Raw genomic sequence first — 25,039 nt, 5'->3', positions numbered from 1 at the left:
GTCGGCCGGCAGGGCGGGCCGTTCGGCCCCTGCCGGGCGCCGGTGGGCGGGGGCAGGGTCGGATCAGGGGACGCGACCGCCGGGATGGCCGTCCCTGCCCTGGGAGGCCGAGATGTCTGAATCTCCGCACACGGTCAGCGACGTGATGACGCAGACCGTCGTCGCCGTCGGCAGTGAGGCGCCGTTCAAGGAGGTCGTCGAGCTGCTGGATCAGTGGAAGGTCAGTGCCCTGCCGGTCCTGGCCGGCGAGGGGCGGGTGATCGGCGTGGTCTCGGAGGCGGACCTGCTGGCGAAGGAGGAGTTCCGCGACACCGACGAGGGCGCGTCCGAGCACCGGGTGAAGGCCGGCGCGATCACCGCGGGCGAGCTGATGAGCAGCCCCGCCGTGACCGTGCACGCGGACGCGCCGGTCTCCGAGGCGGCGCGCATCATGGCGCGCCGGCATGTCAAGCGGCTTCCCGTGGTGGACGGCGTGGGCGTGCTCCAGGGCGTGGTCAGCCGCGCCGACCTGCTGAAGGTGTTCCTGCGGCCCGACGCGGACATCGCCGAGGACGTGCGCCGGGAGGTCCTGGAGCCGGTCGAGGCCGCCGCCGCGGTGACGGTGGCGGTCGACGAGGGGGTGGTCACGCTCGGAGGCACCCTCGCCGACCGGCTCCTGGTCCCGGTGATCGCCCGGGCGGCCCGCGCCGTGGAAGGCGTCGTGGACGTCCGTCTGGAGCTCGCGGGCCGCTGACCCGAAGGGGCGGCCGTGCCGCGGTTCCGGGTCAGCGGTAGTCGGGGTTCGGTGCGTCGAAGCGGCAGCCGGCGTCCCATTCGGAGCGCTGGTTGCCGTGGGCGGGAATGCCCCCGTTGCGCTTCAGCAGCGCGGCCACGTGCATCAGGTTCCAGGTCATGAACGTCGTGTTGCGGTTGGTGAAGTCGTTCTCCGGACCGCCGGAGCCGGGGTCCAGGTACGAGGGGCCCGGCCCCGCCGCGCCGATCCACCCCGCGTCCGCCTGGGGCGGGATGGTGTAGCCGAGGTGCTGGAGGCTGTAGAGGATGTTCATCGCGCAGTGCTTGACGCCGTCCTCGTTGCCGGTGATCAGGCAGCCGCCCGCACGGCCGTAGTAGGCGTACTGGCCCTGCTCGTTCAGCTGGCCCGAGCAGCTGTAGAGCCGCTCGATGACCTTCTTCGTGACCGAGCTGTTGTCGCCCAGCCAGATGGGGCCGGCGAGGACGAGGATGTCGGCGGCCATGACCTGCTCGTAGAGCGCGGGCCAGGTGTCGGTGGCGGAGCCGTGCTCGGTCATGTCCGGGTAGACGCCGGTCGCGATGTCGTGGTCCACGGCGCGGACGACGTCCGTGGTCACCCCGTGCGCGTCCATGATCGCCCTGCTCTTGTCGACCAGCCCTTGGGTATGGCTGAGCTGCGGCGACGGCTTGAGGGTGCAGTTGATGAACAGGGCGGTGAGATCGTCGAAGCGGTACGCGCCGTCGGTCGGCGCGGAGGACGGGACGGCCATGGCGGACTCCTTGACGGACCGTGCGGGACGGGCTGGTCGGCCGCCCGGTGAGCGGCTCCAGCGGCAGCTTCTCTCATGGATCACCATTTGTCGCCTTTTACGGGCTGTCACGATCCGGACGGGTGCATGCGCCTTTGGGCGTGCGCCCCGCGCCGCCGGCGGCGCGGTTGCGTCGGGCGCACGCGTACCTCCCGTCGGCGGGCGCGCTCGCCTGCCCTCCCCCGCCCGCCGAGGGATGTGGGGCGTCGGCGTCGCGCCGACGGGGCGCCGGTCCGACGCCCCCGCGCCGGTCCGACGGGGCGCCGGACCGGCGCGGGGGCGGCGGGAAACCGGTGGCCGTTCACCCGGCCCGGGTGCGCCGGGCCCGGGATCCGCAGCGATTCGAGGTGCACACGGAACGGCCGGTCACTACGGTTCTGCTCGGGTGGTCCGGCACCGCGGCGAGGGGAAGAGGCGGCATGGCCGAGAAGCAGGCGGCGAAGCTGCCGCGCAAGGTGTACGAGAGCGAACTACTGCGGCTGCAGGCCGAGTTGGTGAAACTCCAGGAGTGGGTGCGGGCGGAGCGCGCCCGGCTGGTGGTGGTCTTCGAGGGGCGGGACGCCGCCGGGAAGGGCGGCACGATCAAGCGGGTCGCCGAGCACCTCAACCCGCGCGTGGCCCGGATCGCGGCGCTCCCGACGCCGACCGAACGGCAGCGCACACAGTGGTACTTCCAGCGGTACGTCGAGCATCTCCCGGCCGCCGGCGAGGTCGTGCTGTTCGACCGGTCCTGGTACAACCGGGCCGGGGTGGAGCACGTGATGGGTTTCTGCACCAGGGAGGAGTACCAGCTCTTCCTGCGCCAGTGCCCGATCTTCGAGCGGATGCTGATCGAGGACGGCATCCTGCTGCGCAAGTACTGGTTCTCCGTCAGCGACGCCGAGCAGCAGGAGCGCTTCCGGCGCCGGCTGGAGGACCCGCTGCGGCGCTGGAAGCTGTCGGCGATGGACCTGGAGTCGATCACCCGGTGGGAGGCCTACTCGCGGGCCAAGGACGAGATGATGGTGCACACCGACATCCGCGAGGCGCCGTGGTACGTCGTCGAGAGCGACGACAAGCGGCGGGCCCGGCTGAACATGATCGCCCACCTGCTCGACTCCGTGCCCTACCACGACGTGCCCCCGCCGGTGCTGGAACTGCCCGAGCGCCCGCCGTCGACGGGCTACCAGCGGCCGCCGCGCGATCTGCAGACCTACGTCCCCGATCACGCGGCGCGTCTGTGACAGGTGGCGTCAGGCGTGCGGCACCACGGCGACGGGGCAGGCGGAGTGGTGCAGCACCGCGTGGGCGACCCGGCCGAGCTGGAGCCCGTGGCTGCCGTGACGGCGCCGGGCGCCGACGATCAGCAGATCGGCGTCGTGCGAGACGTCCACCAGGGTCCGGCGGGCGTTCCCCTCGACGGTGAGTCTCCGCACCCGCACGTCCTCGGGCACGTCCGCGAGGGCGGCCTCCAGCACCTCGGCGGCCCGCTCCTCGTGCACCCGGGCGGGGCCGCCCGCGAGGAGAGGGTGGTCGGCGCTCTCGTGCGCCGGGCACCGCCAGGCCCGCAGGGCCTCCAGGGGCACTCCGCGGCGACGTGCCTCCTCCACGGCGAACCGGACGACGGCGCCCTCGCCCTGGTCCTCACCGACTCCGACGACGACCCGGCCGTGGACCGCCGTGGCCGCCTGGTTGTCGTGGTTGCCGCGCACCACGACCACGGGGCAGTCGGCGTGACCGGCCACGGTCAGGCTCACCGACCCCAGGAGCGCCTCCGCCACCCCGCTGCGCCCCCGGGTGCCGAGCACCAGCGCGGTGGCGTTGCGGCCCTCGCGCACGAGTGCGTACTCGGCCTCCTCGGGGAGTACGTCGCCGGAGACCTTGACGTCCGGCTGCCGCCGTTCGGCCCGGCGGACGGCCCCGTCGACGATGTCGGCGGCCCGCACCTCCTCGGACGGCTTGTGCAGGTCCCGGGCGAGGGATGTGCCCTCGTAGCGCTCCCACAGGGAGGCGTACACCACGCGCAGCGGCAGGCCGCGCAGCACGGCCTCGTCGGCCGCCCAGTCCACGGCGCGCAGGCTCGGCTCGGAGCCGTCCACGCCCACCACGACGGGGAGTTCCATGGTTGTCACCCTTCCGCTCCGAGATCGAAGACGATGCGGGCCTTGACCTCACCGCGCAGCACGGCGTCGATGCAGTCGTTGACCGCGGCCAGCGGGCGGGTCTCCTGGACGACCCGGGTGCGGCCCGCGGCGTGCAGCTGGAAGACCTCGGCGAGATCCTGCCGCGTGCCGACGATGGAGCCGATGACCGAGGTGCCGTTCAGCACCGTGTCGAAGATCGGCAGTTGTACGGTGCCGTGGGCGGGCAGGGCCACCATCACGAGCTTCCCGCCCCGCCGCAGGCCGGAGTTGACGGCGGTGAACGCCGCGTCGTCCACCGCGAGCGCGAGTGCCGCGTGCGCACCTCCGTGCTGCCGCAGCACAGCGCCGACGTCCTCGTGCCGGGCGTCGATGACGAGATCGGCGCCCAGTTCCGCGGCGAGGCCGAGCTTGTCGTCGGTCACGTCGACCGCGGCGACGGTGGCCCCGGCGATCTTGGCGTACTGGACGGCGAGATGTCCGAGCCCGCCGACTCCGGAGACCGCGACCAACTGCGCCGGGCGGACGCCGGCCACCTTGAGCGCCTTGTAGGTGGTGACGCCGGCGCAGGTGAGGGGGGCGGCGTCGAACGGGGAGACACCGTCGGGCACCGGCTGGGCGAAGTCGGCCCAGGCGAGCATCTTCTCGGCGTAGCCCCCGTCGCAGCCGTACCCGGTGTTGACCTGCTGCTCGCACAGCGTCTCCCGGCCCGACAGGCAGTGCTCGCACCGCCCGCACGCCCGGCCGAGCCACGGCACCGCCACGCGCTGACCGACCGCCGGCCCGTCGACGCCTTCACCGACTTCCTCGACGACCCCGACACCCTCGTGGCCGGGGACGAACGGCGGGTCGGGCTTGACGGGCCAGTCGCCGTGGGCGGCGTGGATGTCGGTGTGGCACAGCCCGCAGGCCTCGACACGGATGCGGACCTGTCCGGGACCGGGCTCGGGGTCGGGGCGCTCCTCGACGACCAGGGGCTCGCCGAAGGCTCGTACGACCGCTGCCTTCATGGTGCAACTCCTCGCGGATCCTCGCGGACCGGAACGGGTCAGCCGTGTGCGACGACGGCGACGGGGGCGGTGGCGTGGTGCAGGACGGCGTGCGCGACGGACCCGATGTGGGTGCCGAGCCGACCCCGGCGGATCTTCCGCCCGACGACGACCAGGGATGCCCCGCGGGAGGCGTCGACCAGCTGCTGGGCGGCACTGCCGGACCGGGACACCTCGACGACCTCCACGGACGGGTACTCCTTGCGCCAGCGCCGGAGTGCCTCGGTGAGCTCGTCGGTCTTCTCGCGGATCACCTCGTCGTGGAAGCCGGCGTCGGCGGAGAGGCCGTAGACGTAGTACGGCGGCAGATTCCAGGCGTGCACGACCCGCAGGGTGGTGTGCCGGCGGGCCGCCTCCTCGAAGGCGAAGGCCACGACGGCGTCGGCCGGGTTGTCGACGTCGAGACCGAGGGCCACGGGGCGGAACGCCGTGCCCGCGGAGGGGATCCCCGCGGGATCGGTCTCGTGCTCGTCGGCGGCCTGCTCACCCGCCCTGACGAGGACCACGGGGACCTCGGTGTGCGCGATCACGGACTGGCCCACGGAACCGACCAGGAAGCCGCCGAACCCGCTCATGCCGCGGGAGCCGAGCACGAGCAGCTCGGCGTCCTCGGCCGCCTTCGGCAGGACCTCGGCGGGCCGGCCGCTCAGCTGGTCGGCGGTGACCTCGACGCCGGGGTGCCGCAGCCGCAGGCCCTCTGCCGCCTCGCGCGGGATCCGCTCGGTCCAGTGGGCCTGCGTCTCCGCACCGAGCATCGGCGCCTGGGCCATCGGCTCGGGAACCGGTTCCCACACGTGCACGATCTTCAAGGGCAGGCCGCGCAGCTTCGCCTCGCGTGCCGCCCACTCCGCCGCGGCGCGGCTCTCCGGCGAGCCGTCCAGAGCTGCGACAACGGTGCGGTCCATGGTGTGTGCCTCCTGGTCGGGGATCTGCTTACAGCGTGGTGATCCGACGGCGGCCGGTGCAGGGGCCGCAGGTCCCCGGCGGGGGCCGACCGGCCCCACGCCGCAGGCGGGCCGGGGGACGGGAGCGGCGCGGCTGGCGGCTGGCGGCTGGCGGCTGGGCAGCATGGGCAGCATGGGCGGGACGGTGAAAGCGCGGGTGGCGGAGGAACGGCCGGCCGCGACACCGGGTGACGGACGAACGACGGCGGGGCACGGGCGCGGGAGACGGCCGGGCACCGACCGGCCGGGGGACGGGCGGGCGCGGATCGACCGGCGGCCCGGGAAACCTCTTCCGCCGACCGGGGATCGGACCGGCTCCCGGATCCGTCAGGCGCCGGGCAGGGCGGGGCGCACCAGGGTGCCCGACAGGCCGTGCACGATCTCGTGGGCGGCGTCGAGGTGGCCGATGGCGGCGAGCCCGCCGGTGCGCTCGACGAACCGGGCGGCGGCCTCGGCCTTGGGGCCCATGGTGTCGGGCGGGTAGTGCCCGCGCCGCAGCTCGGCCGGGGTCGCGTCCAGCACGGGCCGCTGCCGCCCGGTGCCGCGGTCGGCGTAGAGGTTGGGCACGTCGGTGAGCAGCAGCAGGAAGTCGGCCTTGAGGTCCTCGGCGAGCAGGGCGGCGGCGAGGTCCTTGTCGACGACCGCCGGCACGCCGCGCAGGGCGCCGGTCCGGTCCGTCAGGACGGGCACACCGCCGCCGCCCGCGCAGACGGTCACGGTTCCCGAGTCCAGCAGGGTACGGACGGTGTCCGTCTCCAGGATGCGTTCCGGGCCGGGCGTGGGCACCGCGGACCGGGCGCCGGGCGCGGAGGGCCGGGTGAAGGCGGGGTCGTCGGCGCGGACCAGGGTGTGGGTGAGCACCGCGGCCACCCGGCGGCCCGGCAGCACGTCGTGGAGCGCGCAGACGAGCAGCGAGCCGATCCGGCCCTGGTTCTGCGCGACGAGCGGGTCGACGCGGGCGCCGGCCGTCGGCTCGTGCCCGGCCGCTGCTCCGGGCCGGGGGTCGCCGCCGTGGGTGACGACCAGGTCGTGCTCGTGGGCGAGCGGGGCGATCGCGGTGGCCACTCTGACGACGTTCGCGCGCTGGAGCTCGGCGTCGGGCCGCTGCCCGCGACGCAGGAGGGCGTTGTTTCCTAGAGCGATGACGATGCGCATGGCCGGGTCCTTCACGCATGGGGTCCGGGGCGGGCGTCTGCGCCCCCGCACTCCCATCGAACAACCGCCGTACGGCGCGCGCAGGGTGCCCATGGGCCGCCGCGGCAGCGCCGGTCGGCCTGTTCGAGGGGGCCGAGTGGCCCCTGGCCCGCGGGCCGGCGCCCGCCCACCCTGGAGGTGATCGGTCCGCACCTGCTGTTGGAGGCGCGTCATGAACGCACCCGTCACCACGAGCATGCCGCGGGCGCTGCCCGCCGAACACCGGCAGCGGCTGATGGCGTTGGCCCATGAAGTGGCCTTTCCCCAAGGCACGCGCCTCTTCGACGAGGGTGGCAGGGCCGAGCGGTTCTGGGTCATCCGTACCGGCACGGTCGATCTGGACATGCGGGTGCCCGGTCGCCGGCCCGCCGTGATCGACTCCCTCGGCCACAACGAACTCGTCGGCTGGTCCTGGCTGTTCGCCCCGCACATCTGGCACCTGGGTGCGGAGGCGGCGACCCCGCTGAGGGCGTACGAGTTCGACGCAGCCGAGGTGCGCGCCCTGTGCAAGGCCGATCCCGAGTTCGGTCTGAACGTCACCCAGTGGGTGGGCGATGTCCTGGCCCAGCGACTGCGCGCGGCCCGCACCCGCCTGCTGGACCTGTACGCGCCCTACGGCAGCGGCGGCATGCGCTGACCCACGGGGTGCCCGTGTCGCGCGGCCCGCCGCTCCGGTGCCCGCGCGACTCACAGACGGCCTCCTGCCGCGTGCCGGCCGACCGGCACGCGGCAGGAGGCCGTCGGCATGCCGTAGCTGCGGCAGGCGACGTTCGCCCGTCAAGGAGCGGCGTCCGGTGCGTGCTCCCGGCATGCCGGCCAAAAGCCCTCGTACTGGATGTACTCGGGCGTACTGGATGTACTCGGGCTTTCGTCCGGTGCGGCGAGAGTGCGTGCCGGGCGTCGCGACGGGGCGAGGTCGCCTGTTGCGGCACTGGGCCGCTCGGGCCCCGCCGGCCGCGCTGTCCGCACCGGCGCCCACGGCCGCCGCCGGCCTACGAGGCTCACGCCGACGCCCGAGACCCGCACCGGGGTACGAGTCGCCCGGCGTACGGGTGCAGCCATCGAGCGACGCGGGCGTGCAGCATTCAGCCATGCAGGCGTGCGGACGCGGCGGGAGCATCGGGCTGACGCGGAACGGCCCCGGGGGCGCCTTCCGCGTCGCGGGGGGCCGTGCCGGTCCGGGACGGGCCGTCGCGAGGCTCGCGCGACGGCCCGTTCGCTGCACCGCTCCGGGGCAAGGGCCCCGCAGGCGGTGACGAGGTGGGCTTCAGCGGGCGGCTGCCGGGACGAGAGCGACGGGGCAGCGGGCGTGTCGCAGGGCCGACCAGCCGGACGCGGCGTTCAGGGCGGCGCCCAGCGCGCCGGACCGGGGCCGGGCGGAGACGACGACGAGCTGGGCGCCCGCGCTCGCCTCGGCCAGGGCCCGCCGCGTGCCGCCACGCACCCGCCGCGGGCGGACCGCGACGTCCGGGTGGGCGGTGCGCAGATCCGGCGCCAGCGCCTCGCCGTCGCGGGGATGACCGCGGCGCGGGGTCAGCACGACGAGGTCGGTGCCCCGCCCGGCGGCCTCGAGGAAGGCGAACTCGGCCGCGGCTCGGTCCGCCGGCGCACCGCCGTCGACCAGGACGACCGGGCCCCCGGCGACGAGGCGCCCGCGCACCACCAGCACCGGGCCGCGACCGCGAGCGCCGAGCAGACGGCCCACGGAAGGGCGCGGCACTCCCCTGCGCCGGATCGGGCTGCTCCCTACCACGGTGAGTGCGGCGTCCCGCCCCGCGCACTCCAGCACGGCCGCGGGTTCTCCCACCAGCACGTCCCAGCTGATCGCCAGCCCGGGCACCTCGCGTCGGGCCCGGCCCTCGGCAGCACGCAGCACGCAGTTCATCCGGGCGCGTCCCGCGGCCCCGTCGGGGTCCCAGGGCGCCACGCCGGGCGGCGTGTCCCCCGCACCGCGGCCGAGGGCGTGGGCCAGTCGCAGGCCCACGCCCCGCCGCTCCGCCTCGCGGGCCGCGACCTCCACCGCGACCAGGCTCGACGGCGTTCCGTCCACTCCCACCACGACAGGACCGAGCATGGCGTGCCTCCCCTCAACGGATCCTCGACCGGCGGCCATCGACCGCGGCCGCCGACCGGCCGCCCGCGAACGATGCCGCCGGCCCTCGTCGAACGGCCGACGCTGCCGGTGGCCGGTGACCGCAGCCGTCGACTGCCGCTGCCGACGGCGTGGACCGGCACCGGGCCACCGCAGACCGACGGTCCCGTGACCGGCGAGCCGGCGTCCCGTGGGTGCCCAGAGTCCCGTCCACCGCACCGCCGCGACACGGGGCCGTACGGCCCCGGCGGAACCCGTACGGCCCTGCCCGGAGGGGACCGTCGCGGGACGGCCCGGCCGCGGCCTCAGCTCATGTCCAGGACGTCCTCGACCGGCCGCCGCGGGGACACGGTTCCCGGTGTGCCGTAGCCGAGGCGCAGGACCATCTGGACGAAGCCGAGGGAGGACTCCGGGTCCCGGGCCAGCTCCCGCAGGTCGGGCCGCTCCAGGGAGTGCGAGGTCAGGGCGGTGGCCAGCCCGGCCAGGGTCGCGAGGAGCAGTACCCGCTCCAGGGCCTGCCCGGCGCGCAGCCAGTCGGCCTGCCGGTCGTTCTCCGTGCCCAGCAGGACCAGGTTCGGCACGGACTCGAAGACCGCCGCCGCCCGGCCCGGTACCCGCTCGCGGCCGGCGAAGTCGCGTACCGGGGCGCGACCGCCGCGCTTGCGGGGTCCGAGGGCGTACTCGGGAATCCCGTCGAGGGCGGGTCCGCCGTCCCGGTCGCCCACGCGGACCCACCGGCGGACGTCAGCCAGACGCTCGGGTTCCAGGGTGTCGCGTTCCTCGGCGTCCCGGACGTGGTCGAGCAACGCCTCGGTGTGCCAGGGCCCGGGGAAGACGAGCTGGGCGCCCTCCTGGCGGGCCGCCTCGGCGAGCGCCTGCTGGACGTCGGGCGGGATGGGCTTCTCCTCGAAGGGGTGGCGGCTGGTGTGGCGCCGTGGGATCGCCGGGTACAGCCGGGCCAGTTCGTCGTCCGGCCGTCCGGTGCCGGTGAGGCCGACGGTGGCGAGCAGCCAGGGGTCGGCCGGGTCGGGCACCAGGCGTACGTCCGTGGGCCGGCCGGCGTCCGCGGCGGCGACCCGCAGGTTGAACAGTGCCGCCCCGCAGCCGAGGTGCAGGGCGCGGTGGCCGGGGTCCAGACGCGGCATCGTCCGCTCCGGATCCGCCCGCAGTGCCAGCACGCCGGTGCCGGAGTGCCAACGGAACTGCCAGGGCTGGGCGTTGTGCAGGGACGGGGCGGCCGTGGCGGCGCGTACCAGCGACGTCACCGCCTCGTGGTCGAGTGCTGGGGCCGGCATGACGGCGCCTCCTCGGGGTGCGGGCGGGACGTGGCGGGCGGAAGGGCAGTCGGTGCGGTGCGGTGCGGAACGGCCCTCGGCGCGCGGGACGGCCGGGCGTCGCCGGCGTTCGCAAGCGCCCTTCCCGCGCCCGGCGGGCCGCACTGCGCACGGTCGCGCACGGTCGTGTCCGGCCGGACGCCGGGCGTGGGCGGGTGCGCGGCACCGTGTTCCGGGCCCGGTGCGCCGGGGCGCCGTGCCCGACGGGCGGCCGGGCGGACGGACGGGGCGGACGCACCGGGCGGGCGTCCCGGCACCGTCGGGATCGACGGCGGGACGGCGCCGTCGCGGCGCACCGGGAGCGGGGCCGCGGTGGAGCGCGCCGGAGCGGGACCGGCCGGGCGGACAGCGGACCGGGGCGTGCGGGACCGGGCCCTGCCTCGGGGCGCGGCGGTCGTGCCGTGGTGGTCCCGGTGCATCGGCGGGTCACTCCCTCCGGAGCCGGCCGCCTGCGTGCGGTACGCATCCGATGACTCCGGCTGCCCGTACGATCAGCCTGCCCCCGCGGCACGGTGCCGGGTAGGGCCGCCGGGTCCTTCCCGCGGGGTCCGTCCGGCCCCACCGGGGTGGCGGCCGCCGGTGGAGGCGGCGCGTCAGTCGGCGAGGAGCAGCCTGCCGGTCTCCCCCGGTTCCAGGGACACCGCGCGGTCCGGGAGGCGCACGTCGATCGGGGAGGCGTCGGAGGACGGTACTGCGATCTCCAGCAGACCTCGTTCCAGGCGCAGGCGGACGCCCCAGTGGCCCTGGTAGCGCAGGGAGAAGCCGTACGACGACAGTTCGGGCAGCGGCACCGGATCCAGCCAGAGGGCGCCCTCGCGCGTCTCCAGACCGGGCAGTCCGCGCTGGACGAGGTCGAGGGTGCCGGCCATGGCCCCGAGATGGATGCCCTCGGCGGTGGTGCCGCCCTGGATGTCGGCGATGTCGCCCTGGAGTGCCTCCTGGCAGAACTTCCAGGCCTCGGCGCGCCGGGCCCGGGCCAGCACCCAGCCGTGGACCAGGCCGCTGAGGGTGGAGCCGTGGCTGGTGCGGTGGAGGTAGTAGTCGACGGTGCGCTGCCAGGTCTCGTCGTCCAGGCGCAGTCCCAGCCTGCGGAAGAGGCCTTGGAGCTCCGCCGGGGAGAAGAGGTAGCCCAGCATGAGCACGTCGGCCTGTTTGGACGCCTGGTACCGGTTGACGGTGTCGCCCTCGGCCTCCAGGATCCGGTCCAGGCGGCGGATGTCGCCGTACCGCTCGCGGTAGCCGTCCCAGTCCAGTTCGGCGAGGTCGCCGTACCCGGCGAACTGGCTGATGACGCCCTCGTGGAAGGGCACGTGCAGAGTGCGGGAGACGTCCTCCCACTGCTCGCGTTCGCCGCCGTCCAGGCCGATGCGCTCGACGAGTTCGCGGCGCCGGGGCTCGGGCAGGACGTCCAGCAGCTCCAGGGCGCGGGCGAGCACCCAGGCGGCGGTGACGTTGGTGTAGGCGTTGTCGTCGAGGCCGGGCGCGGTGGCTCCGGGATAGGCCTCGTGGTACTCGTCCGGGCCGACGACGCCCCTGATGCGGTGCCGGCCGAGCTGTTCGTCCCAGACGGCCGAGTCCGCCCAGAAGCGGGCGATCTGGAGCAGCATCTCGGCGCCCTTGGTGTGCAGGAACTCCGCGTCGTCGGAGGCCTGGCAGTACTGCCACACGTTGTACGCGATGGCCGAGCCCACGTGGTGCTGGAGCCGCGAGTGGTCCGGCAGCCAGCGTCCCGAGCGCGGGTTGAGGTGCACCTGCTGGGTCTCCTCGCGGCCGTCGCTGCCGCTCTGCCAGGGGTACAGGGCGCCCCGGCGGCCCACGTCGCGGGCAGCGGTGCAGGCCTGCTCCAGGCGCCGGTGGCGGTAGCGCAGCAGAGCCCGGGAGACCTCGGGGAAGTGCAGGTTGAGGTAGGGCAGCACGAACAGCTCGTCCCAGAAGACGTGGCCGCGGTAGGCCTCGCCGTGCAGGCCCCGGGCGGGCACGCCGACATCGAGGTCGGCGGTGTGCGGGGAGAGCGTCTGCAGCACGTGGAAGAGGTGCAGCCGCAGGATGCGGCCCGACTCCCCGGGCACGTCGAGGTCGGCGCGCCGCCACAGCTGGTCCCAGGCCGTCAGGTGCGCCTCCAGCAGGTCGTCGTAGCCGGGGGCGCGGCGGACCCGGGCCACTGCGGCGTACAGGGGGTCGCTGATCGCCGGGTCGCGCGAGGTGTGCAGGGCGACCGTCTTGTCGACGACGGCGGTACGGCCGGGCGCGAGCTCCAGCCGCACGCGCTGGACCGCGCGCGGGTCCTGGTGGCGGACCTCGATCGGCGCGTCGGCGGTGAGGCGGGAGGCCATGCCGATGCGGATGTCGGAGGTGCGGGTGCGGCAGCGCAGCCAGACGACGTCGGGAGCGGCGTCGCCGGTGTGCCCGTGGGTGAGGTGGTGGCCGTCCAGGTCGCGGTAGCGGGACACGCCCGCGTTGCTGACGCCGCCCTCCAGGGCCGCCTCGACCTCCAGGGTGCCGGACCAGCCCTCGGGGGTGAACTCGGTGCGCATGACGGCGAGATGCGGGTCGGCCATGTGCGCCAGGCGCTGCTGGTGCACGACCAGGGCCCGGCCCTTGCCGATGTCGAACCGGGTGCGCCGGTCCAGCAGCCCCGAGCACAGGACGAGCCGGACGTGGTGGTCGAGCACGGGGGCGGTGTCGGGGCTCAGCCAGGAGCCTCCGGCCGGGCGGAAGCGCAGCGGCAGCCAGTTGGGGACGTTGACCATGTCCTCGTTCTCGACCTGTCGGCCGGCCACCGGCGAGGTCAGCCGGTTGTAGCAGCCGGCGACGTAGGTGCCCGGATAGTGCACGTCGTCCGCGGCGCACTCCGGCAGCGCCCCCCGGGTGGCGAAGTAGCCGTTGCCCAGCGTGCACAGCGACTCGCGCAGCCTCTCGTCGGCGGGCGCGTATCCCTCGTACGTCCAGCTCCAGCCCGTCACCTCGACGCTCCTCACGTCAGTGGTCCTCGGTCTCCTGCTCGCCGCCCACGCGGCGGTGGGGGCGCCCGTGTCTTCGGTCCTGCCGCCCCGAGTCCCCCGTCCCGGCCCGTTCCACGCCCCCGGGGTGCCTTCGCGCCCTCAGCGCAGAGCGGGCCTGCGGTGGCGGCGGGCCGGGCGCGCCGGGTGCGTCTCGTGCGCCGGACGCGGGGGCCGCCGCTGCGGGGCGCGGCGCGCGCGGCGCAGGGCGCGGGCGTCGTGGGCCGCGGTGGCGGCGAAGCCCAGGCCCGCCGCGGCGGCCAGGAGCAGGGCCGCGCCTTCCCAGGAGTCCGGTGTGAGGGTGGTTCCCACGGTTCTCGCCCCTTCGGTCGTGTCGTGGTGCTCACCTCGAGCCAACCGCAGGGGCGGCCCGCCGCGCTTGAGCCGACCGGCCCCCCGCACCGGGCTGGACCGCCCTTCAGGGACGGGCTGCGGCCGGGCCCGGCGCGAGGGTGGGGCCGGTCGGCCCTGGCGGATGTGCGGCCGCTGTGCTGTGCTGAGGGCGGCGGGAAGGACCGCATCGAGACGCGGAGAAGCGGCCGCGTGCCGTGCACCGCGCAATGAGGATCCGCAAGAAGCGGATGGTCCTTCCCGCCCTGTCGCGGACCTGCGGCGAACGGGGCGCCGTGCCGCCGGCGCCGCACGCGGCACCGGACGCGGTACGAGCGGCGGAGGATCCGGTTCCGCCGCCGCGGGCCCTCACCACGGTGAGGATGCCGACCCCGGCCAGGCACGAACCCGGGTTCCGTGGTCATCCAGGTCGAACTCCCGACGATCATCTTTGAGCAGGAAACGGCTAGTAAACGACATTCCGGGGCGGGCTCACCCCGGACGCGCTGTGATGGCCTGATTCCTCGCACGGGAGGGGGCCGCCAAATGGCCGACATGGTGTTCCGCGGTTTGCTGGAGGCCGCACCGGACGCAATGGTCATCGTCGACGACACGGGAGTCATCAAGCTCGTCAACGCCCAGACCGAGGCGATGTTCGGCTATCGGCGCGAGGAACTTCTCGGCCATCCGGTCGAGTTGCTGATGCCGTACCGTTTCCGCGCTCAGCACACCGGACACCGCGACGGGTACGCGGCCAACCGGCAGGTCCGCCCGATGGGCGCGGGTCTGGAACTGCACGGGCTGCGCAAGGACGGCACCGAGTTCCCCGTCGAGATCAGCCTGAGCCCGCTGGAGACGGCTGACGGGCTGCTGGTCTCCGCCGCCGTGCGCGACGTCAGCGACCGCAAGGCGGTCGAGGCCCGCATCAACGAGCTGGCGGGGATCGTGGAGTCCTCGCAGGACGCGATCCTGGCCAAGACGCTCGACGGGTACATCACGTACTGGAACGCCGCGGCCCAGCGCCTGTACGGCTACACGGCCGAGGAGGCGATCGGCAGCCACGTCGGCGTGCTCGCCCCGACGGAACGGCGCGGGGAGGTCGGCATGCTGCTGGAGCAGCTGCGGGACGGCGCGAAGGTCGAGCACTTCGAGACGCTGCGGATGACCAAGACGGGCGGCATGCTGGACGTCGACGTGACCCTGTGGCCGACACGCGACCCGTCCGGCGCGGTGGTCGGGGCCTGCGCCATCGTGCGGGACATCAGCGACCGCAAGCGTGCCGAGGCCGAACTCACCGCACTCTACGAGCAGCAACGGCACATCGCGCTGACGCTGCAGCGCAGCCTCATGGGCACGCCGCCCGCGCTGCCGGGGCTGGCCACGGCGAGCCGCTACCGGCCCGCCACGCAGGGCGCGGGTGTGGGCGGCGACTGGTTCGACCTGGTGCCGCTGGGCGCCGACCGGGTCGGGGTGCTGATCGGTGACGTGATGGGCCGCGGCCTGGAAGCGGCGGCCGTGATGGGGCAGCTGCGCTCGGCGGCGCACGCTCTGGCGAAGACCGGCATGGAGCCGAACCGGCTGATGCAGGCCCTGGACAGCTGCGTGGCCGACCTGGACGTGCCCGATCAGCTGGTGACCTGCTGCTATCTGGTGATCGCGCCCGACGCGGGGACGGTGACGGTGTGCTCGGCCGGTCATCTGCCGGTCCTGGTCGCCGGCGCCGGCGCCGGCGTCAGCCCGCTGCGGACGCCGGTCAATGCCCCGCTCGGGGTCGGCGACGTGATCTACGAGCAGTCGTGCACGGAGATCCCACCGGGCGCCACCCTCGTGCTCTACACCGACGGGCTGATCGAGACGCCGGGGAGCGACATCGAGGAACGGATACGTGAACTCTCCGTCGTCCTGGCGGAGTTCTTCACCGGCGCAGCCTGTCTGGAGACCGCCGCCGACCAGGTCCTGACGAGCCTGCTGCCGGACGCCGACAGCCACAACGACGATGTGACGCTGCTGCTCGCCCAGTTGCCGCCGGCCCCGCTGGCGGCGCGCAACACGGAGCTTCCGGCCGTGGCGGAGTCCGTGCCGGAGGGGCGTGCGTTCCTGCGCAAGGCCCTCACCGCGTGGAACTGCGCCATGGACCCCGACGACGCCCTGCTCCTGCTGTCGGAGATCCTCACCAACGCCGTCCAGCACGCCGAGGGGCCCATCGCGCTGCGGCTGCGCCGCACCGCCACCGAGCTCACCGTCGAGGTCAGCGACCGCAGCCCGCATCTGCCGCAGCCGCGTCTCGCGGCCGGGGACGAGGAGTCGGGTCGCGGGCTGATCCTGGTGCGGACGCTGGCGGGAAGCTGGGGGGTGCGACCCACCGACGACGGGAAGACGACCTGGTTCACCCTCGGGCTGTGAGCCGGACCTCGACGGAAGCCGGCAGCCTCCGGGCTCCGGACGACCGCCGACGAGCGGGCCGGGGGCGACAGGGCGACAGGGCGACAGGGCGAGGGTTCCGGCGGCCTCGCCCGGCCTCTCCCCACCGCAAGCCGAGCGAGCCGCCGGGGGTCACCGGTTCACCGGCGGCCCGTCCACGGGGTGTTCCGGCGCACACGTACCCGTCCCCCGGCGGGGCAGGACGAAGGCTCCCGGAAGGCGGCCGGAGTCCGCACCGGGTCGCTGCCGGTCCCGCCCCGCGGGAAGGGAGCACCCGGGCGGCTCCGGGCAGGCCCGTGAGCCTTGTCGCGCCACCCCAGGAGTACGGCACCGGGTCCGGTGGGAACACGCGCACGGAATCCCATCCCCAGGACCGCCGACGCTCCCTGTACCCGAACAGACGTGTCCGCCACCTGATCCGACAGGTCGTCACCCATCGGTCCGGGAGCGGACGGGACCGGGCGACGCCCCCCTTCGAGGGGCGAAGGCCGTTCTCCACGACGGGAACGCTAGGCGGCGAGGTGTCGGGCCGCTCTGGGCCGAACGTCCCTGCCCGGGCCCTGTCCGGCCCTGTGACCGCAAGCGGCTCACCTTCTACAAAGGGATGGGCCGCGTCCGCCGGACCCGGCTCCACTCACGCTGCACCACACGTCCGGCTCCCGCCCCGATCCAACTCCTTCGTCCCACCCTCGGGAGGCTTCATGCTGTCCGCAGAGTCCGCATCCGTCGTCAGGGCAACGCTGCCCGCCGTGGCCGGTGCGCTCGACGAGATCACCACGCGCTTCTACGGGGCGATGTTCCACGACCGCCCCGAGCTGCTGGACGGCATGTTCAACCGCGGCAACCAGGCCAGCGGGGCCCAGCGCCGGGCACTCGCCGGATCGATCGCCGGCTTCGCCCGGGCCCTGCTGGCACGGCCCGACGAACGGCCGGACGCGCTGCTGTCGCGCATCGCCCACAAGCACACGGCGGTCGGGGTCACCGACGACCAGTACACGATCGTCCACAAGTACCTGTTCGGTGCGATCGCCGAGGTGCTCGGCGACGCGGTGACACCGGAGGTGGCCGCCGCCTGGGACGAGGTGTACTGGCTGATGGCCGGTGCGCTCATCGCCCAAGAGGCGCGCCTCTACCAGGAGGCGGGGGTGGAGCCGGGCGAGATCTGGCGGCCGTGGACGGTGGTGGAGCGGCGCCAGGAGACCGCTGACGTGGTGTCGTTCGTGCTGCGTCCCGCCGACGGCGGGCCGGCCCCGGCCGCGCGTGCCGGGCAGTACGTCAGCGTCCGCGCCCTCATGCCGGACGGGGTCCACCAGGTGCGCCAGTACAGCCTGTCCGGCGATCCGGGACGCGACCTGCGCCGCATCACCGTCAAGCAGGTGGCCGGCACCGACGGCGCGCCCGACGGCGAGGTGTCGGAGCTGCTGCACCGAACGGTACGCGTCGGCGACGAGCTGACGCTGTCCGCGCCGTTCGGCGACATCGCCCTCGACGAGGCGGACACCCCTCTGGTGCTGATCTCGGCGGGCATCGGCTGCACGCCGATGGTCGGCATGCTCGACCGTCTCGCGGGGACCGGGTCCACCCGCCCGGTGCTGGTGCTGCACGCCGACACCACCCCCGAGGACCATGCGCTGCGCGCGGAGACCCGGAGGCTGACCGATCGGCTGCCGCACGGCCGGGCACGCTTCTGGTACGAGCGTCCCGGCGCGGCCGAGCCGGACGCGCAGTCCGGCCTGCTCGATCTCGACGCGGCAGAGCTGCCCGCCGACGCGACCGTGTACCTGTGCGGTCCACTGCCGTTCATGCGCGCGGTGCGGGCCGAGCTGCTGCGGCGCGGTGTCCCGGCCCGCCGGATCCGCTACGAGGTGTTCGGCCCCGACCTGTGGCTGCCGGACGCCGCCGTGTGAACGGCGCCGTCGGGGCGGACGTCGAGTACTGCGCCGTGGGGCGAGGGCCGGGGTGGGGCGGTGCCGCCCCCCGGCCCGGCCGGTGCGGTCGTGTCACCCCGTGGCCGGTGCCGGCCGGCAACCGTCGTTCCCTTCCCGACGGAGCGGCGCGGTCGCGTGCCGGCGGCGGATCGACGTCCAGCCGAGCCCCCGTACGGGGCGCTGCCCGGGCGGGGTCCGCGGCGTCCGGGAAGTCACTGCTGCCCCACCGGCACCCGCCACACCAGCGTGGTCCCGCCGTGCGCCGGGGTCAGGGTCTCCAGCTCGCCGCCCAGCTGCTCGGCCCGCTCCGCCATGTTCCGCAGGCCGCTGCGGCGGCCCCCCTCCGGCAGTCCGACGCCGTTGTCGGTCACCGTCAGGCGCACCTCGTGCCCGTCGGTGGCCAGGACGACGTCGGTGCGGTCCGCGCGGGCGTGCCGGGCGACGTTCGTGAGAGCCTCGGAGAGCACGGCCACCACGTGGTCGGCGGTCTCCCGCGGTACGTCGGTGTCGAGCAGGCCCTCCATGCGGACGCTGGGCGCGAAGCCCAGCACCGGGGCGACCTCGCCGACCGCGCGGACCACGCGGGCGCGCAGCCCCGCGCCGGCGCTGCCGTCCTCCCGGGAACGCAGGCCGAAGATGGTCGAGCGGATGATCTTGATGGTCTCGTCCAGGTCGTCCACGGCCCGGACGACGCGCTCGGCGGCCTCCCGGTGCTCGATGAAGCGTCCGGCGCTCTGGAGGGTCATCCCCGTGGCGAACAGCCGCTGGATGGCCAGGTCGTGCAGGTCGCGCGCGATGCGGTCACGGTCCTGGAGGACCGCGATCTGCTCGGCGTCCTGCCGTCGTTCGGCCAGCTCCATGGCGACCGCGGCCTGGGCGGCGAAGCCCTTCAGCGGTTCGATGTCCTTCTCGGAGAACACCGTCTCGCCGGCCTCACGGACCAGCAGCACGACACCGCGTACGCCTTCGACGCCGGTGCCGATGGGAACGGCGACGGCCGGGCCGAGCCCGGACAGCCTGCCGGACAGGAGCGCGACCCGGTCGTCCGCCAGGACGTCCAGACTGGTGACCGGGGCGGCGGAGGCATAGGCCTCGCCGACGAGGGTGCCCTCCACGGGCAGCACCTGGCCCCGGTGGCGGTCGGCGTCGGCGCCGGTGGCGAGTTCCACGGTCAGGGACCCGGTGTCCTCCACCGGCATCGCGACCGCGACGAGGGACGCCTGGGTGATCTCCCGGGCCCGGTCGGCGAGCAGGCCGAGGACCTCGGAGCGCTCGACGCCGGACATCAGGCTGTGGGTGATCTCCGCGTTGGCCCGCAGCCACCGCTCGCGCAGCCGCGACTCCTCGTACAGGCGGGCGTTGTCGATCGCGACACCCGCCGCCACGGCGAGCGTGGACAGGACCGACTCGTCCTCCTCGTCGAACTCCGCCCCGCCGCGCTTCTCCGTCAGGTACAGATTCCCGAACACCTGCTCGCGCACCCGGATGGGAACACCGAGGAAGCTGTTCATCGGCGGATGGTGCGGCGGGAACCCGTAGGACGCCGGGTGCTGCGACAGCTTCGCCAGCCGCAACGGCTCCGGATGCCGGATCAGCTCGCCCAGGATGCCGTGCCCCTCCGGATACGGCCCGATCCGCGCGATCTGCTCCTCGCTCACCCCCACCGTGTGGAACGCCGACAGCCGCTTGCCGTCCGGGCCGATCACACCCAGCGCCGCGTACTCGGCGTCCACCAGGGCCGCCGCCGCCTCCACGATGCTGTGCAGGGCCTGCTCCAGGTCCAGCTCACGCCCGACCGACAGCACCGCCTCCAGCAGACTGTGCACCCGGTCCCGGGTACCGCGCGCCGCGTCGATCCGGGCCTGGAGCTCCTCCAGCAACTCGTCCAACCGCAGCTGCGGCAGCCGTACGCGAGGCTCTTCCCGGCCTTCGCCATCCTTGGTCCCGTGGGAACCTGCCACCCCGCGTTCCTCTCCGCTCCGTCACGCCACCGAGCGCCGTACACGCCGTTCATAGGCCACGTTAACGGTCCCGAGCGGTGGCGGGCAGCCGGGTGGTCGAGGAGACGGGAATTTCAGTGCTCCTGCTGCCGGAGCCGATCCTGTGCCTGGGTGGCGATGACGGCGGCCTGGATGCGCCGCTCCACACCGAGCTTGGCCAGCAGCCGGGAGATGTGGTTCTTCACCGTCTTCTCGGCGAGGAAGAGCCGCTGCCCGATCTGCCGGTTGGTCAGCCCCTCGCCGATCAGGGCGAGGATCTCGCGCTCGCGCTCGGTGAGGCCCGGCAGCACGTCCGGCTGCTCCTCCTCCTGCTGGTCCTGGCGGAGCCGGGCCATCAGACGCGAGGTGGCGCTCGGGTCGAGCAGGGACTGGCCGGCGGCGACCGTGCGCACGGCCGAGACCAGGTCGGAGCCCTGGATCTGCTTGAGCACGTAACCGGAGGCACCCGCCATGATCGAGTCCAGCAGCGCCTCCTCGTCGTCGAACGAGGTGAGCATCAGGCACGCCAGCTCCGGCATGCGCGAGCGCAGCTCGCGGCAGACGGTCACACCGTCGCCGTCCGGGAGGCGCACGTCCAGAACGGCCACCTGCGGACGCAGCGCGGGCACCCGTACCAGCGCCTGAGCGACGTTGGCGGCCTCACCGACCACGGTGATGTCCGGCTCGTCGTTGAGCAGGTCGTGCACGCCTCGCCGCACCACCTCGTGGTCGTCCAGCAGGAAGACCCGGATGGGTTCGCCGGGGCCGGGCCGCTGGCTGTCCGCCATCGGTTGCTCCTTCTCGTGTGCTCGTTCTCAGTTTCCGGCGGCGGGGCGCCGCCGGGTCGGGGTCCTGGTCATTGTCGCCCGTGATGCCGCCCGGAAACCGGTTCCGGCCCGGATTCGTTTCCCGTCACATCCGATCACGTCCGGTCGCGTCCGGTCCCCTGCGGGGATCATTCGCCCTTCAGGGCCGAACGGCCAGGGCCGGTCGGCCCTATTTTCGATCTACCGCCCCTTCACCCGCTCCGACCCGGGACGGCGGGGACTGCCGGCCCGTACCGGAGGGCCGGGTGGCCCTTGGGGCGCGTGCGGTGGCGGCGCGAGCGTGGAGGCATCGGTCGGCGCACGACGACGACGCGTCACGGAGCACAGCGTGCGGAACGGGCAGAACGCAGCAGGCGCGGCAGGGCCGGGCCGATCGACCGAGCGCAGCAGTACGGCGCGGACATCGCAGCCGTACGCAGCAGTACGACGCGGAACGATGAGACAAGGGAGCGGAGCACATGACTCCGAGGGACACCGGCGTCCAGGACACCCCCACCGCCGCCGTGCGGGTGAGGGCGGCCGAGGGCGACGTGGACGAAACGTCGCTGGCCCGCATCCGGGCCAAGGTGCTCGCGGCCCTGGACCGGCCGGGGCTGCCGCCGCTCGGCGGCGAGGTGCGGATCACCCGCGCCGCGGCGCGCCACACCGAGCAGCCCTGGTCGGCGGGCGGCGAGATCCGGGTGGGCGCCGACCTGGTCGTCGTGCACGCACAGGAGGCGACCGCGTACCGGCTCGCCGACCGGCTGCACGACCGGCTGCGAGGACAGGTGGAGCGGGTGGTGCACCGGGGCGAGACGGCCCGCCGGACCTCGGCGCCGCCGCCGTGGCGCGGCGGCCCGGGCGGCGCACAGTCTGCTGAGGCCTCCCCCGGCTCGTAGGCGGGCGCCGCCGGCCGCGCGGGAAATCGTTTGCGGCGTGCCCCGCGTGCCGGATGAGGTGGCGCCATGGATGACACGACGGACGACGTACAGCAGGCCATCGCCGGCGAGCTGCGGCTCATGGACCCCCGGGTGCGTTCCTCCCGGGAGCTCACCGGCCGGCTCCTCGACCCCGAGTTCGTCGAGGTCGGCGGGTCGGGGCGGCGGTGGACCCACGAGACGATGCTGGCGCGGCTCGCGGACGCCGCGGGCAGTTCACCGGACGGGCCCCGCTACGAGCCGTCGCGAATGGAAGGGGTGTGCCTCGCCCCCGGCGTGGTGCATCTGACGTTCGAGACGAGGCTCGGTGAGGTGAGGACGCGGCGCAGTTCGATCTGGCGCAGGCGCGAGGGAGACACGACATGGCGGATGTACTACCACCACGCCACGCCGGTACCGCCCGGCACGGACTGAAGTCCGCGTTCCGCAACACCCGCGGCGCCCCGCCTTCCCGGGCGGGGCGCCGTCGCGCTGCCGGCGCCCGCTCCGGCCCGCGGATGACGACGGAACCGGGCACCCCACCACGGCACACCGGGAGCGAACGGGGGTCGGCCGGGCACCGTTGCAGGGCCGAACGGCCCTAGTCCGGCCCCGGACGGCCGCGTTCGAATGTCCTGACCGCGTCCCGCCCGGACCTGCCTCCTCACACGTACGGAATCCCCGCCATGGCCATCGACAACGCCTCGCCGGTCCCGGCGGGGCCCCGCCGCAGCGTCGAGCTCGACAGCCGGGAGGCTCTGCGGCTGCTGGGCAGCGTCTCCTTCGGGCGGATCGTCTTCACCCAGCACGCGCTGCCGACGATCCGTCCGGTCAACCACGTCCTGGACGACGGCGACATCGTCATCCGCACGCACGAGGGAGCGGCCCTGACCACCCGGACCCGGCAGGCAGGCGCCCCCGGCGTCGTGGTGGCCTACGAGGCGGACCTCATCGATCCGGACACCCACCTCGGCTGGAGCGTGGTCGTCACCGGCTACGCCCACCTGATCACCAACGCCTGGGAACTGGCCCACTACCGGGCGATGTTGCGCCCCTGGGTGGACCGCACGATGGACTACGCGGTGCGCATCCGCCCCGACCTGGTCACCGGGATCCGGCTCACCCCCGTCTAGGGGCACGCCGTCACCGGAGTACGGCGCGTCCGGGAACGGGCCCGCGCCCGGACCTCGCGCTCCCTCCCCGCCCCCGAGGTGACGGCGCGGACCGGCGGGGGATGTCGCGGGGCGCCGCGCCGGCCCGGGGATCGCGGTTCGGTGGCGGTAGGGCTGCCGTTCTCCCGGAGCTGCTCCAGCCCGAGGCGGTCCCTCAGCTGCCGGCCGCCGGAACCGGCCGAGTCTGCCGCGACGCGCCGAAGCCGCGGTGCCCGCCCCTGGCCCTGACGAGCGCGTCGAGGTGGGCGCGGACGTAGGGAACGGCCACGCTGCCGAGCTCGCCGTCGACGAAGGCGGGTTGAACGTTGACCTCGAAGACGACGCCGCCGTTCTCGACCGCGAGGTCCACGCCGGCGAAGGGCAGTCCGACGGACGCCGTGGCGGCGACGGCGAGTTCGGTGAGGCGGGCGGGCAGGTCGCCGGCGGCGACGGGGACGGGCGTCGCCCCCTGGCAGGTGTTGCAGGGCGTGTCGGGGGCGGGCTGGAAGTGCTCCCGGGCGTGGACGACCCGGCCGCCCAGCACGAACACGCGGAACTGGTGCCGCTGTCCGTCGGCGGTGATGTTCCCGGCGTCCCGCGAGAGCAGCCAGTCGGTGCCGCGCTCGGCGTAGAAGGCGGCGACCTCGCGGAGCCGGCCGTCGGTCGTGATGTGGAAGGTGTCGTCGCCCCCGGTGCCGACGACGGGCCGGGCCCAGGTGTCGCGGCCGAGCTTGTCGAAGGCGGCCGTCGCCTCCTGGGCGGTGGGCCGGGACAGGACCAGGGTCTCCATGTGGGCGACGCCGTCCCTGCGGAAGCGCTCGACGGTGAGGTTCTTCTCGGTCGCGGTGCGCCAGGCGGCCGTGCCGGTGCCGAGGGTGACCACGTCGTGCCGTTCCAGCAGCCGCTGAAAGGCGGCGAGTTCAGGGCGCCGGTGCGGCGGGATCTCGTAGAGGACGACGATGTCGGGCGTGAAGTCGACGCTCTGGGACGGGGCTTGCAGGCGTAACCGGTGCCCGTCGCGGATGCCGCGGCCGGTACCGCCGGTGCCGAAGTGCCGGGAGTCGATACGGACCGGCGGGGCACCGGTGAGCAGGGCGACCGCTTCGGCGAGGTACGCGCTGCACCCCTCGGGGGAGGTGGGGTCGGCGATCAGGGCGACGCGGGGTCGGGACACAGCAGCCTCCAGCGACTTACGACGTGCACGGTTCCGCACGCTCTCGGCGCGCGGCCCGAGCGGATTCACGGGAAGGGTGGTGCCTGTCGTACGGGCGGTCGGTCTCCGCCCTGCCGGATCGGTGTCACAGCGCTGTGGCGCCACCACCGTAGGCGCCGGGCGCCAGGTCATGACAGGGCGCATTCCCCTGTCCCTCCCGCTCCGGGCCCTGCGCCGTCCGCCCCCGTGCGTGCGCCCTGCCGCAGCGGGCCCCGGCCCACGGCAGCGCACCGCCCGGCGGGGAGAACTCCCGCGCCGGGCGGTGCCGGTGTGGCCGTCAGCGCAGCCAGCGGTTGCGGTCGACGATCGGCAGCCGGGCCCACAGGCGGCCGAGGCCCCAGGTGGCGCCCGCGCCCGCCACGGCCAGCGCGATCAGGACCACGGCGTAGACGAGGTGGTAGTCGGCGAACGGGTTCGTCGACATGCTGGGCGAGCCGTCCGACAGGTGCTTGGCCGGTGGCCACTCCGCCATCCACATCAGCGCCATCATCACGGTGCCCGCCGCGGCGGCGAGCCGCAGGGCTATGCCGGCCATGAGCGCGACGCCGATGCCCAGCAGGCCGAGCATGAACAGCCAGTCCGCCCAGGCGGCGCCCGCCCAGGAGTGGAAGGTGGACTCCATCGGTCCGGCGGCGACGTGGCTGAGGAAGCCCTTGGTGGGCGAGCCGCCGTCGATCCATCCCTTGCCGGACTGGGTGGCGTAGCCGAGGCCGAACGTCTTGTCGAGGAACGCCCACAGGAAGACGAAGCCGGTGAGCAGACGCAGTCCGGCGAACGCGTAGGCGCGGATCGCGGTCGCCTCCGCGGTGCCGGCGGCCTCCGGTGCGGTCCCGGCCCGGTCGGTGGACCGGAAGTGGAAGCCGAAGCGGCGGTGCGGGTGTTCGTGAACTGCCATGGTGCTCATCCCCTCCGAGACCGGCAGGCGCTGGGTCGCGCCTGTCGTTGCGCCTTCAATGTCCCGCGTGGGGCGGTCGTGCCACAGGGGGCCGCGGGGCCCGGCCGGAGGACCGAACGTCCCGTG

21 protein-coding genes are annotated in these 25,039 nt (G+C 74.4%); 8 read left to right on the top strand and 13 right to left on the bottom strand.

Going from position 1 to position 25,039, the window contains the following annotated elements; all coding sequences use genetic code 11:
* The first annotated feature begins 112 nt into the window (after nucleotides 1-112).
* Nucleotides 113-733: a CBS domain-containing protein gene (locus JS756_RS06340; RefSeq protein ID WP_205381950.1), complete on the top strand. Its 621-nt coding sequence runs from the start codon at nucleotides 113-115 to the stop codon at nucleotides 731-733.
* Between the two features lie 31 nt (nucleotides 734-764).
* On the opposite strand, the gene JS756_RS06335 is transcribed toward JS756_RS06340, so the two are convergent.
* Nucleotides 765-1,502 carry a flavodoxin family protein gene (locus JS756_RS06335; RefSeq protein ID WP_205381949.1) on the bottom strand — a complete coding sequence of 246 codons (738 nt, stop codon included), beginning with the start codon at nucleotides 1,500-1,502 and terminating at the stop codon, nucleotides 765-767.
* Between the two features lie 458 nt (nucleotides 1,503-1,960).
* On the opposite strand from JS756_RS06335, the gene ppk2 reads away from it, so the two are divergent.
* Complete coding sequence (ppk2, locus tag JS756_RS06330; protein ID WP_205381948.1) at nucleotides 1,961-2,764, top strand: polyphosphate kinase 2; 804 nt, start codon at nucleotides 1,961-1,963, stop codon at nucleotides 2,762-2,764.
* A gap of 9 nt (nucleotides 2,765-2,773) precedes the next feature.
* On the opposite strand, the gene JS756_RS06325 is transcribed toward ppk2, so the two are convergent.
* From JS756_RS06325 to JS756_RS06310, 4 genes are all read right to left on the bottom strand, one after another.
* Nucleotides 2,774-3,643 carry a universal stress protein gene (locus tag JS756_RS06325; protein ID WP_205381947.1) on the bottom strand — a complete coding sequence of 290 codons (870 nt, stop codon included), beginning with the start codon at nucleotides 3,641-3,643 and terminating at the stop codon, nucleotides 2,774-2,776.
* Nucleotides 3,644-3,648: 5 nt separating this feature from the next.
* Nucleotides 3,649-4,671 carry a zinc-dependent alcohol dehydrogenase gene (locus JS756_RS06320; RefSeq protein WP_205381946.1) on the bottom strand — a complete coding sequence of 341 codons (1,023 nt, stop codon included), beginning with the start codon at nucleotides 4,669-4,671 and terminating at the stop codon, nucleotides 3,649-3,651.
* Nucleotides 4,672-4,709: 38 nt separating this feature from the next.
* A complete protein-coding gene (locus tag JS756_RS06315; RefSeq protein ID WP_205381945.1) occupies nucleotides 4,710-5,615 on the bottom strand; it encodes a universal stress protein in 906 nt (301 codons plus the stop codon).
* 366 nt (nucleotides 5,616-5,981) lie between these two features.
* Nucleotides 5,982-6,809: an amino acid kinase family protein gene (locus JS756_RS06310; protein ID WP_205381944.1), complete on the bottom strand. Its 828-nt coding sequence runs from the start codon at nucleotides 6,807-6,809 to the stop codon at nucleotides 5,982-5,984.
* 211 nt (nucleotides 6,810-7,020) lie between these two features.
* Here JS756_RS06310 and JS756_RS06305 point away from each other — a divergent pair, with 211 nt between their 5' ends.
* Complete coding sequence (locus JS756_RS06305) at nucleotides 7,021-7,485, top strand: Crp/Fnr family transcriptional regulator (protein ID WP_205381943.1); 465 nt, start codon at nucleotides 7,021-7,023, stop codon at nucleotides 7,483-7,485.
* 630 nt (nucleotides 7,486-8,115) lie between these two features.
* On the opposite strand, the gene JS756_RS06300 is transcribed toward JS756_RS06305, so the two are convergent.
* The 4 genes from JS756_RS06300 to JS756_RS06285 form a co-directional block, all read right to left on the bottom strand.
* Nucleotides 8,116-8,922, bottom strand: coding sequence for a universal stress protein (locus JS756_RS06300; protein ID WP_205381942.1), 807 nt, complete (start codon nucleotides 8,920-8,922; stop codon nucleotides 8,116-8,118).
* Nucleotides 8,923-9,245: 323 nt separating this feature from the next.
* Nucleotides 9,246-10,235 (bottom strand): Acg family FMN-binding oxidoreductase, encoded by a 990-nt coding sequence (locus JS756_RS06295; protein WP_205381941.1) that lies wholly within the window; start codon nucleotides 10,233-10,235, stop codon nucleotides 9,246-9,248.
* 632 nt (nucleotides 10,236-10,867) lie between these two features.
* The gene (locus tag JS756_RS06290; RefSeq protein WP_205382077.1) at nucleotides 10,868-13,237 is read right to left on the bottom strand and encodes a glycoside hydrolase family 65 protein; all 2,370 of its coding nucleotides are present in this window, start codon (nucleotides 13,235-13,237) and stop codon (nucleotides 10,868-10,870) included.
* A 138-nt stretch (nucleotides 13,238-13,375) separates the two neighbouring features.
* Entirely contained in the window at nucleotides 13,376-13,585 is a 210-nt protein-coding gene (locus tag JS756_RS06285; RefSeq protein ID WP_205381940.1) for a hypothetical protein, read from the bottom strand.
* A gap of 564 nt (nucleotides 13,586-14,149) precedes the next feature.
* On the opposite strand from JS756_RS06285, the gene JS756_RS06280 reads away from it, so the two are divergent.
* Both JS756_RS06280 and JS756_RS06275 read left to right on the top strand, forming a co-directional pair.
* Complete coding sequence (locus JS756_RS06280; protein WP_205381939.1) at nucleotides 14,150-16,006, top strand: PAS domain S-box protein; 1,857 nt, start codon at nucleotides 14,150-14,152, stop codon at nucleotides 16,004-16,006.
* Between the two features lie 719 nt (nucleotides 16,007-16,725).
* Entirely contained in the window at nucleotides 16,726-17,931 is a 1,206-nt protein-coding gene (locus JS756_RS06275; protein WP_205381938.1) for a globin domain-containing protein, read from the top strand.
* Between the two features lie 233 nt (nucleotides 17,932-18,164).
* Here JS756_RS06275 and JS756_RS06270 read toward each other — a convergent pair whose 3' ends face one another.
* Both JS756_RS06270 and JS756_RS06265 read right to left on the bottom strand, forming a co-directional pair.
* The gene (locus tag JS756_RS06270; RefSeq protein WP_205381937.1) at nucleotides 18,165-19,913 is read right to left on the bottom strand and encodes a sensor histidine kinase; all 1,749 of its coding nucleotides are present in this window, start codon (nucleotides 19,911-19,913) and stop codon (nucleotides 18,165-18,167) included.
* 113 nt (nucleotides 19,914-20,026) lie between these two features.
* On the bottom strand, nucleotides 20,027-20,719 hold the full coding sequence (locus tag JS756_RS06265; protein WP_205381936.1) for a response regulator: 693 nt from the start codon (nucleotides 20,717-20,719) through the stop codon (nucleotides 20,027-20,029).
* A gap of 497 nt (nucleotides 20,720-21,216) precedes the next feature.
* On the opposite strand from JS756_RS06265, the gene JS756_RS06260 reads away from it, so the two are divergent.
* From JS756_RS06260 to JS756_RS06250, 3 genes are all read left to right on the top strand, one after another.
* Nucleotides 21,217-21,636, top strand: a complete 420-nt coding sequence (locus JS756_RS06260; protein WP_205381935.1) for a hypothetical protein — start codon at nucleotides 21,217-21,219, stop codon at nucleotides 21,634-21,636.
* 66 nt (nucleotides 21,637-21,702) lie between these two features.
* Entirely contained in the window at nucleotides 21,703-22,089 is a 387-nt protein-coding gene (locus JS756_RS06255; protein WP_205381934.1) for a nuclear transport factor 2 family protein, read from the top strand.
* Nucleotides 22,090-22,340: 251 nt separating this feature from the next.
* Complete coding sequence (locus JS756_RS06250) at nucleotides 22,341-22,787, top strand: pyridoxamine 5'-phosphate oxidase family protein (RefSeq protein WP_205381933.1); 447 nt, start codon at nucleotides 22,341-22,343, stop codon at nucleotides 22,785-22,787.
* 193 nt (nucleotides 22,788-22,980) lie between these two features.
* Here the strand turns inward: JS756_RS06250 and JS756_RS06245 are convergent, their stop codons facing one another.
* Both JS756_RS06245 and JS756_RS06240 read right to left on the bottom strand, forming a co-directional pair.
* Nucleotides 22,981-23,979, bottom strand: a complete 999-nt coding sequence (locus JS756_RS06245; protein WP_205381932.1) for an ATP-grasp domain-containing protein — start codon at nucleotides 23,977-23,979, stop codon at nucleotides 22,981-22,983.
* 316 nt (nucleotides 23,980-24,295) lie between these two features.
* Nucleotides 24,296-24,913, bottom strand: a complete 618-nt coding sequence (locus tag JS756_RS06240; RefSeq protein ID WP_205381931.1) for a DoxX family protein — start codon at nucleotides 24,911-24,913, stop codon at nucleotides 24,296-24,298.
* Nucleotides 24,914-25,039 lie beyond the last annotated feature (126 nt).

This window comes from Streptomyces actuosus (genome assembly GCF_016921115.1).
Taxonomy (GTDB): domain Bacteria; phylum Actinomycetota; class Actinomycetes; order Streptomycetales; family Streptomycetaceae; genus Streptomyces; species Streptomyces actuosus_A.
This window is presented reverse-complemented; position numbering and strand designations above follow the sequence as displayed.

What these genes read in the sequence shown, in the direction of transcription:
- JS756_RS06295 (WP_205381941.1), bottom strand. Translation starts at nt 10,235, where the DNA reads ATGCCGGCCCCAGCACTCGACCACGAGGCGGTGACGTCGCTGGTACGC.
- JS756_RS06305 (WP_205381943.1), top strand. Translation starts at nt 7,021, where the DNA reads ATGAACGCACCCGTCACCACGAGCATGCCGCGGGCGCTGCCCGCCGAA.
- JS756_RS06255 (WP_205381934.1), top strand. Translation starts at nt 21,703, where the DNA reads ATGGATGACACGACGGACGACGTACAGCAGGCCATCGCCGGCGAGCTG.
- JS756_RS06325 (WP_205381947.1), bottom strand. Translation starts at nt 3,643, where the DNA reads ATGGAACTCCCCGTCGTGGTGGGCGTGGACGGCTCCGAGCCGAGCCTG.
- JS756_RS06315 (WP_205381945.1), bottom strand. Translation starts at nt 5,615, where the DNA reads ATGGACCGCACCGTTGTCGCAGCTCTGGACGGCTCGCCGGAGAGCCGC.
- JS756_RS06300 (WP_205381942.1), bottom strand. Translation starts at nt 8,922, where the DNA reads ATGCTCGGTCCTGTCGTGGTGGGAGTGGACGGAACGCCGTCGAGCCTG.
- JS756_RS06335 (WP_205381949.1), bottom strand. Translation starts at nt 1,502, where the DNA reads ATGGCCGTCCCGTCCTCCGCGCCGACCGACGGCGCGTACCGCTTCGAC.
- JS756_RS06260 (WP_205381935.1), top strand. Translation starts at nt 21,217, where the DNA reads ATGACTCCGAGGGACACCGGCGTCCAGGACACCCCCACCGCCGCCGTG.
- ppk2 (WP_205381948.1), top strand. Translation starts at nt 1,961, where the DNA reads ATGGCCGAGAAGCAGGCGGCGAAGCTGCCGCGCAAGGTGTACGAGAGC.
- JS756_RS06240 (WP_205381931.1), bottom strand. Translation starts at nt 24,913, where the DNA reads ATGGCAGTTCACGAACACCCGCACCGCCGCTTCGGCTTCCACTTCCGG.
- JS756_RS06340 (WP_205381950.1), top strand. Translation starts at nt 113, where the DNA reads ATGTCTGAATCTCCGCACACGGTCAGCGACGTGATGACGCAGACCGTC.
- JS756_RS06275 (WP_205381938.1), top strand. Translation starts at nt 16,726, where the DNA reads ATGCTGTCCGCAGAGTCCGCATCCGTCGTCAGGGCAACGCTGCCCGCC.
- JS756_RS06310 (WP_205381944.1), bottom strand. Translation starts at nt 6,809, where the DNA reads ATGCGCATCGTCATCGCTCTAGGAAACAACGCCCTCCTGCGTCGCGGG.
- JS756_RS06280 (WP_205381939.1), top strand. Translation starts at nt 14,150, where the DNA reads ATGGCCGACATGGTGTTCCGCGGTTTGCTGGAGGCCGCACCGGACGCA.
- JS756_RS06250 (WP_205381933.1), top strand. Translation starts at nt 22,341, where the DNA reads ATGGCCATCGACAACGCCTCGCCGGTCCCGGCGGGGCCCCGCCGCAGC.
- JS756_RS06265 (WP_205381936.1), bottom strand. Translation starts at nt 20,719, where the DNA reads ATGGCGGACAGCCAGCGGCCCGGCCCCGGCGAACCCATCCGGGTCTTC.
- JS756_RS06320 (WP_205381946.1), bottom strand. Translation starts at nt 4,671, where the DNA reads ATGAAGGCAGCGGTCGTACGAGCCTTCGGCGAGCCCCTGGTCGTCGAG.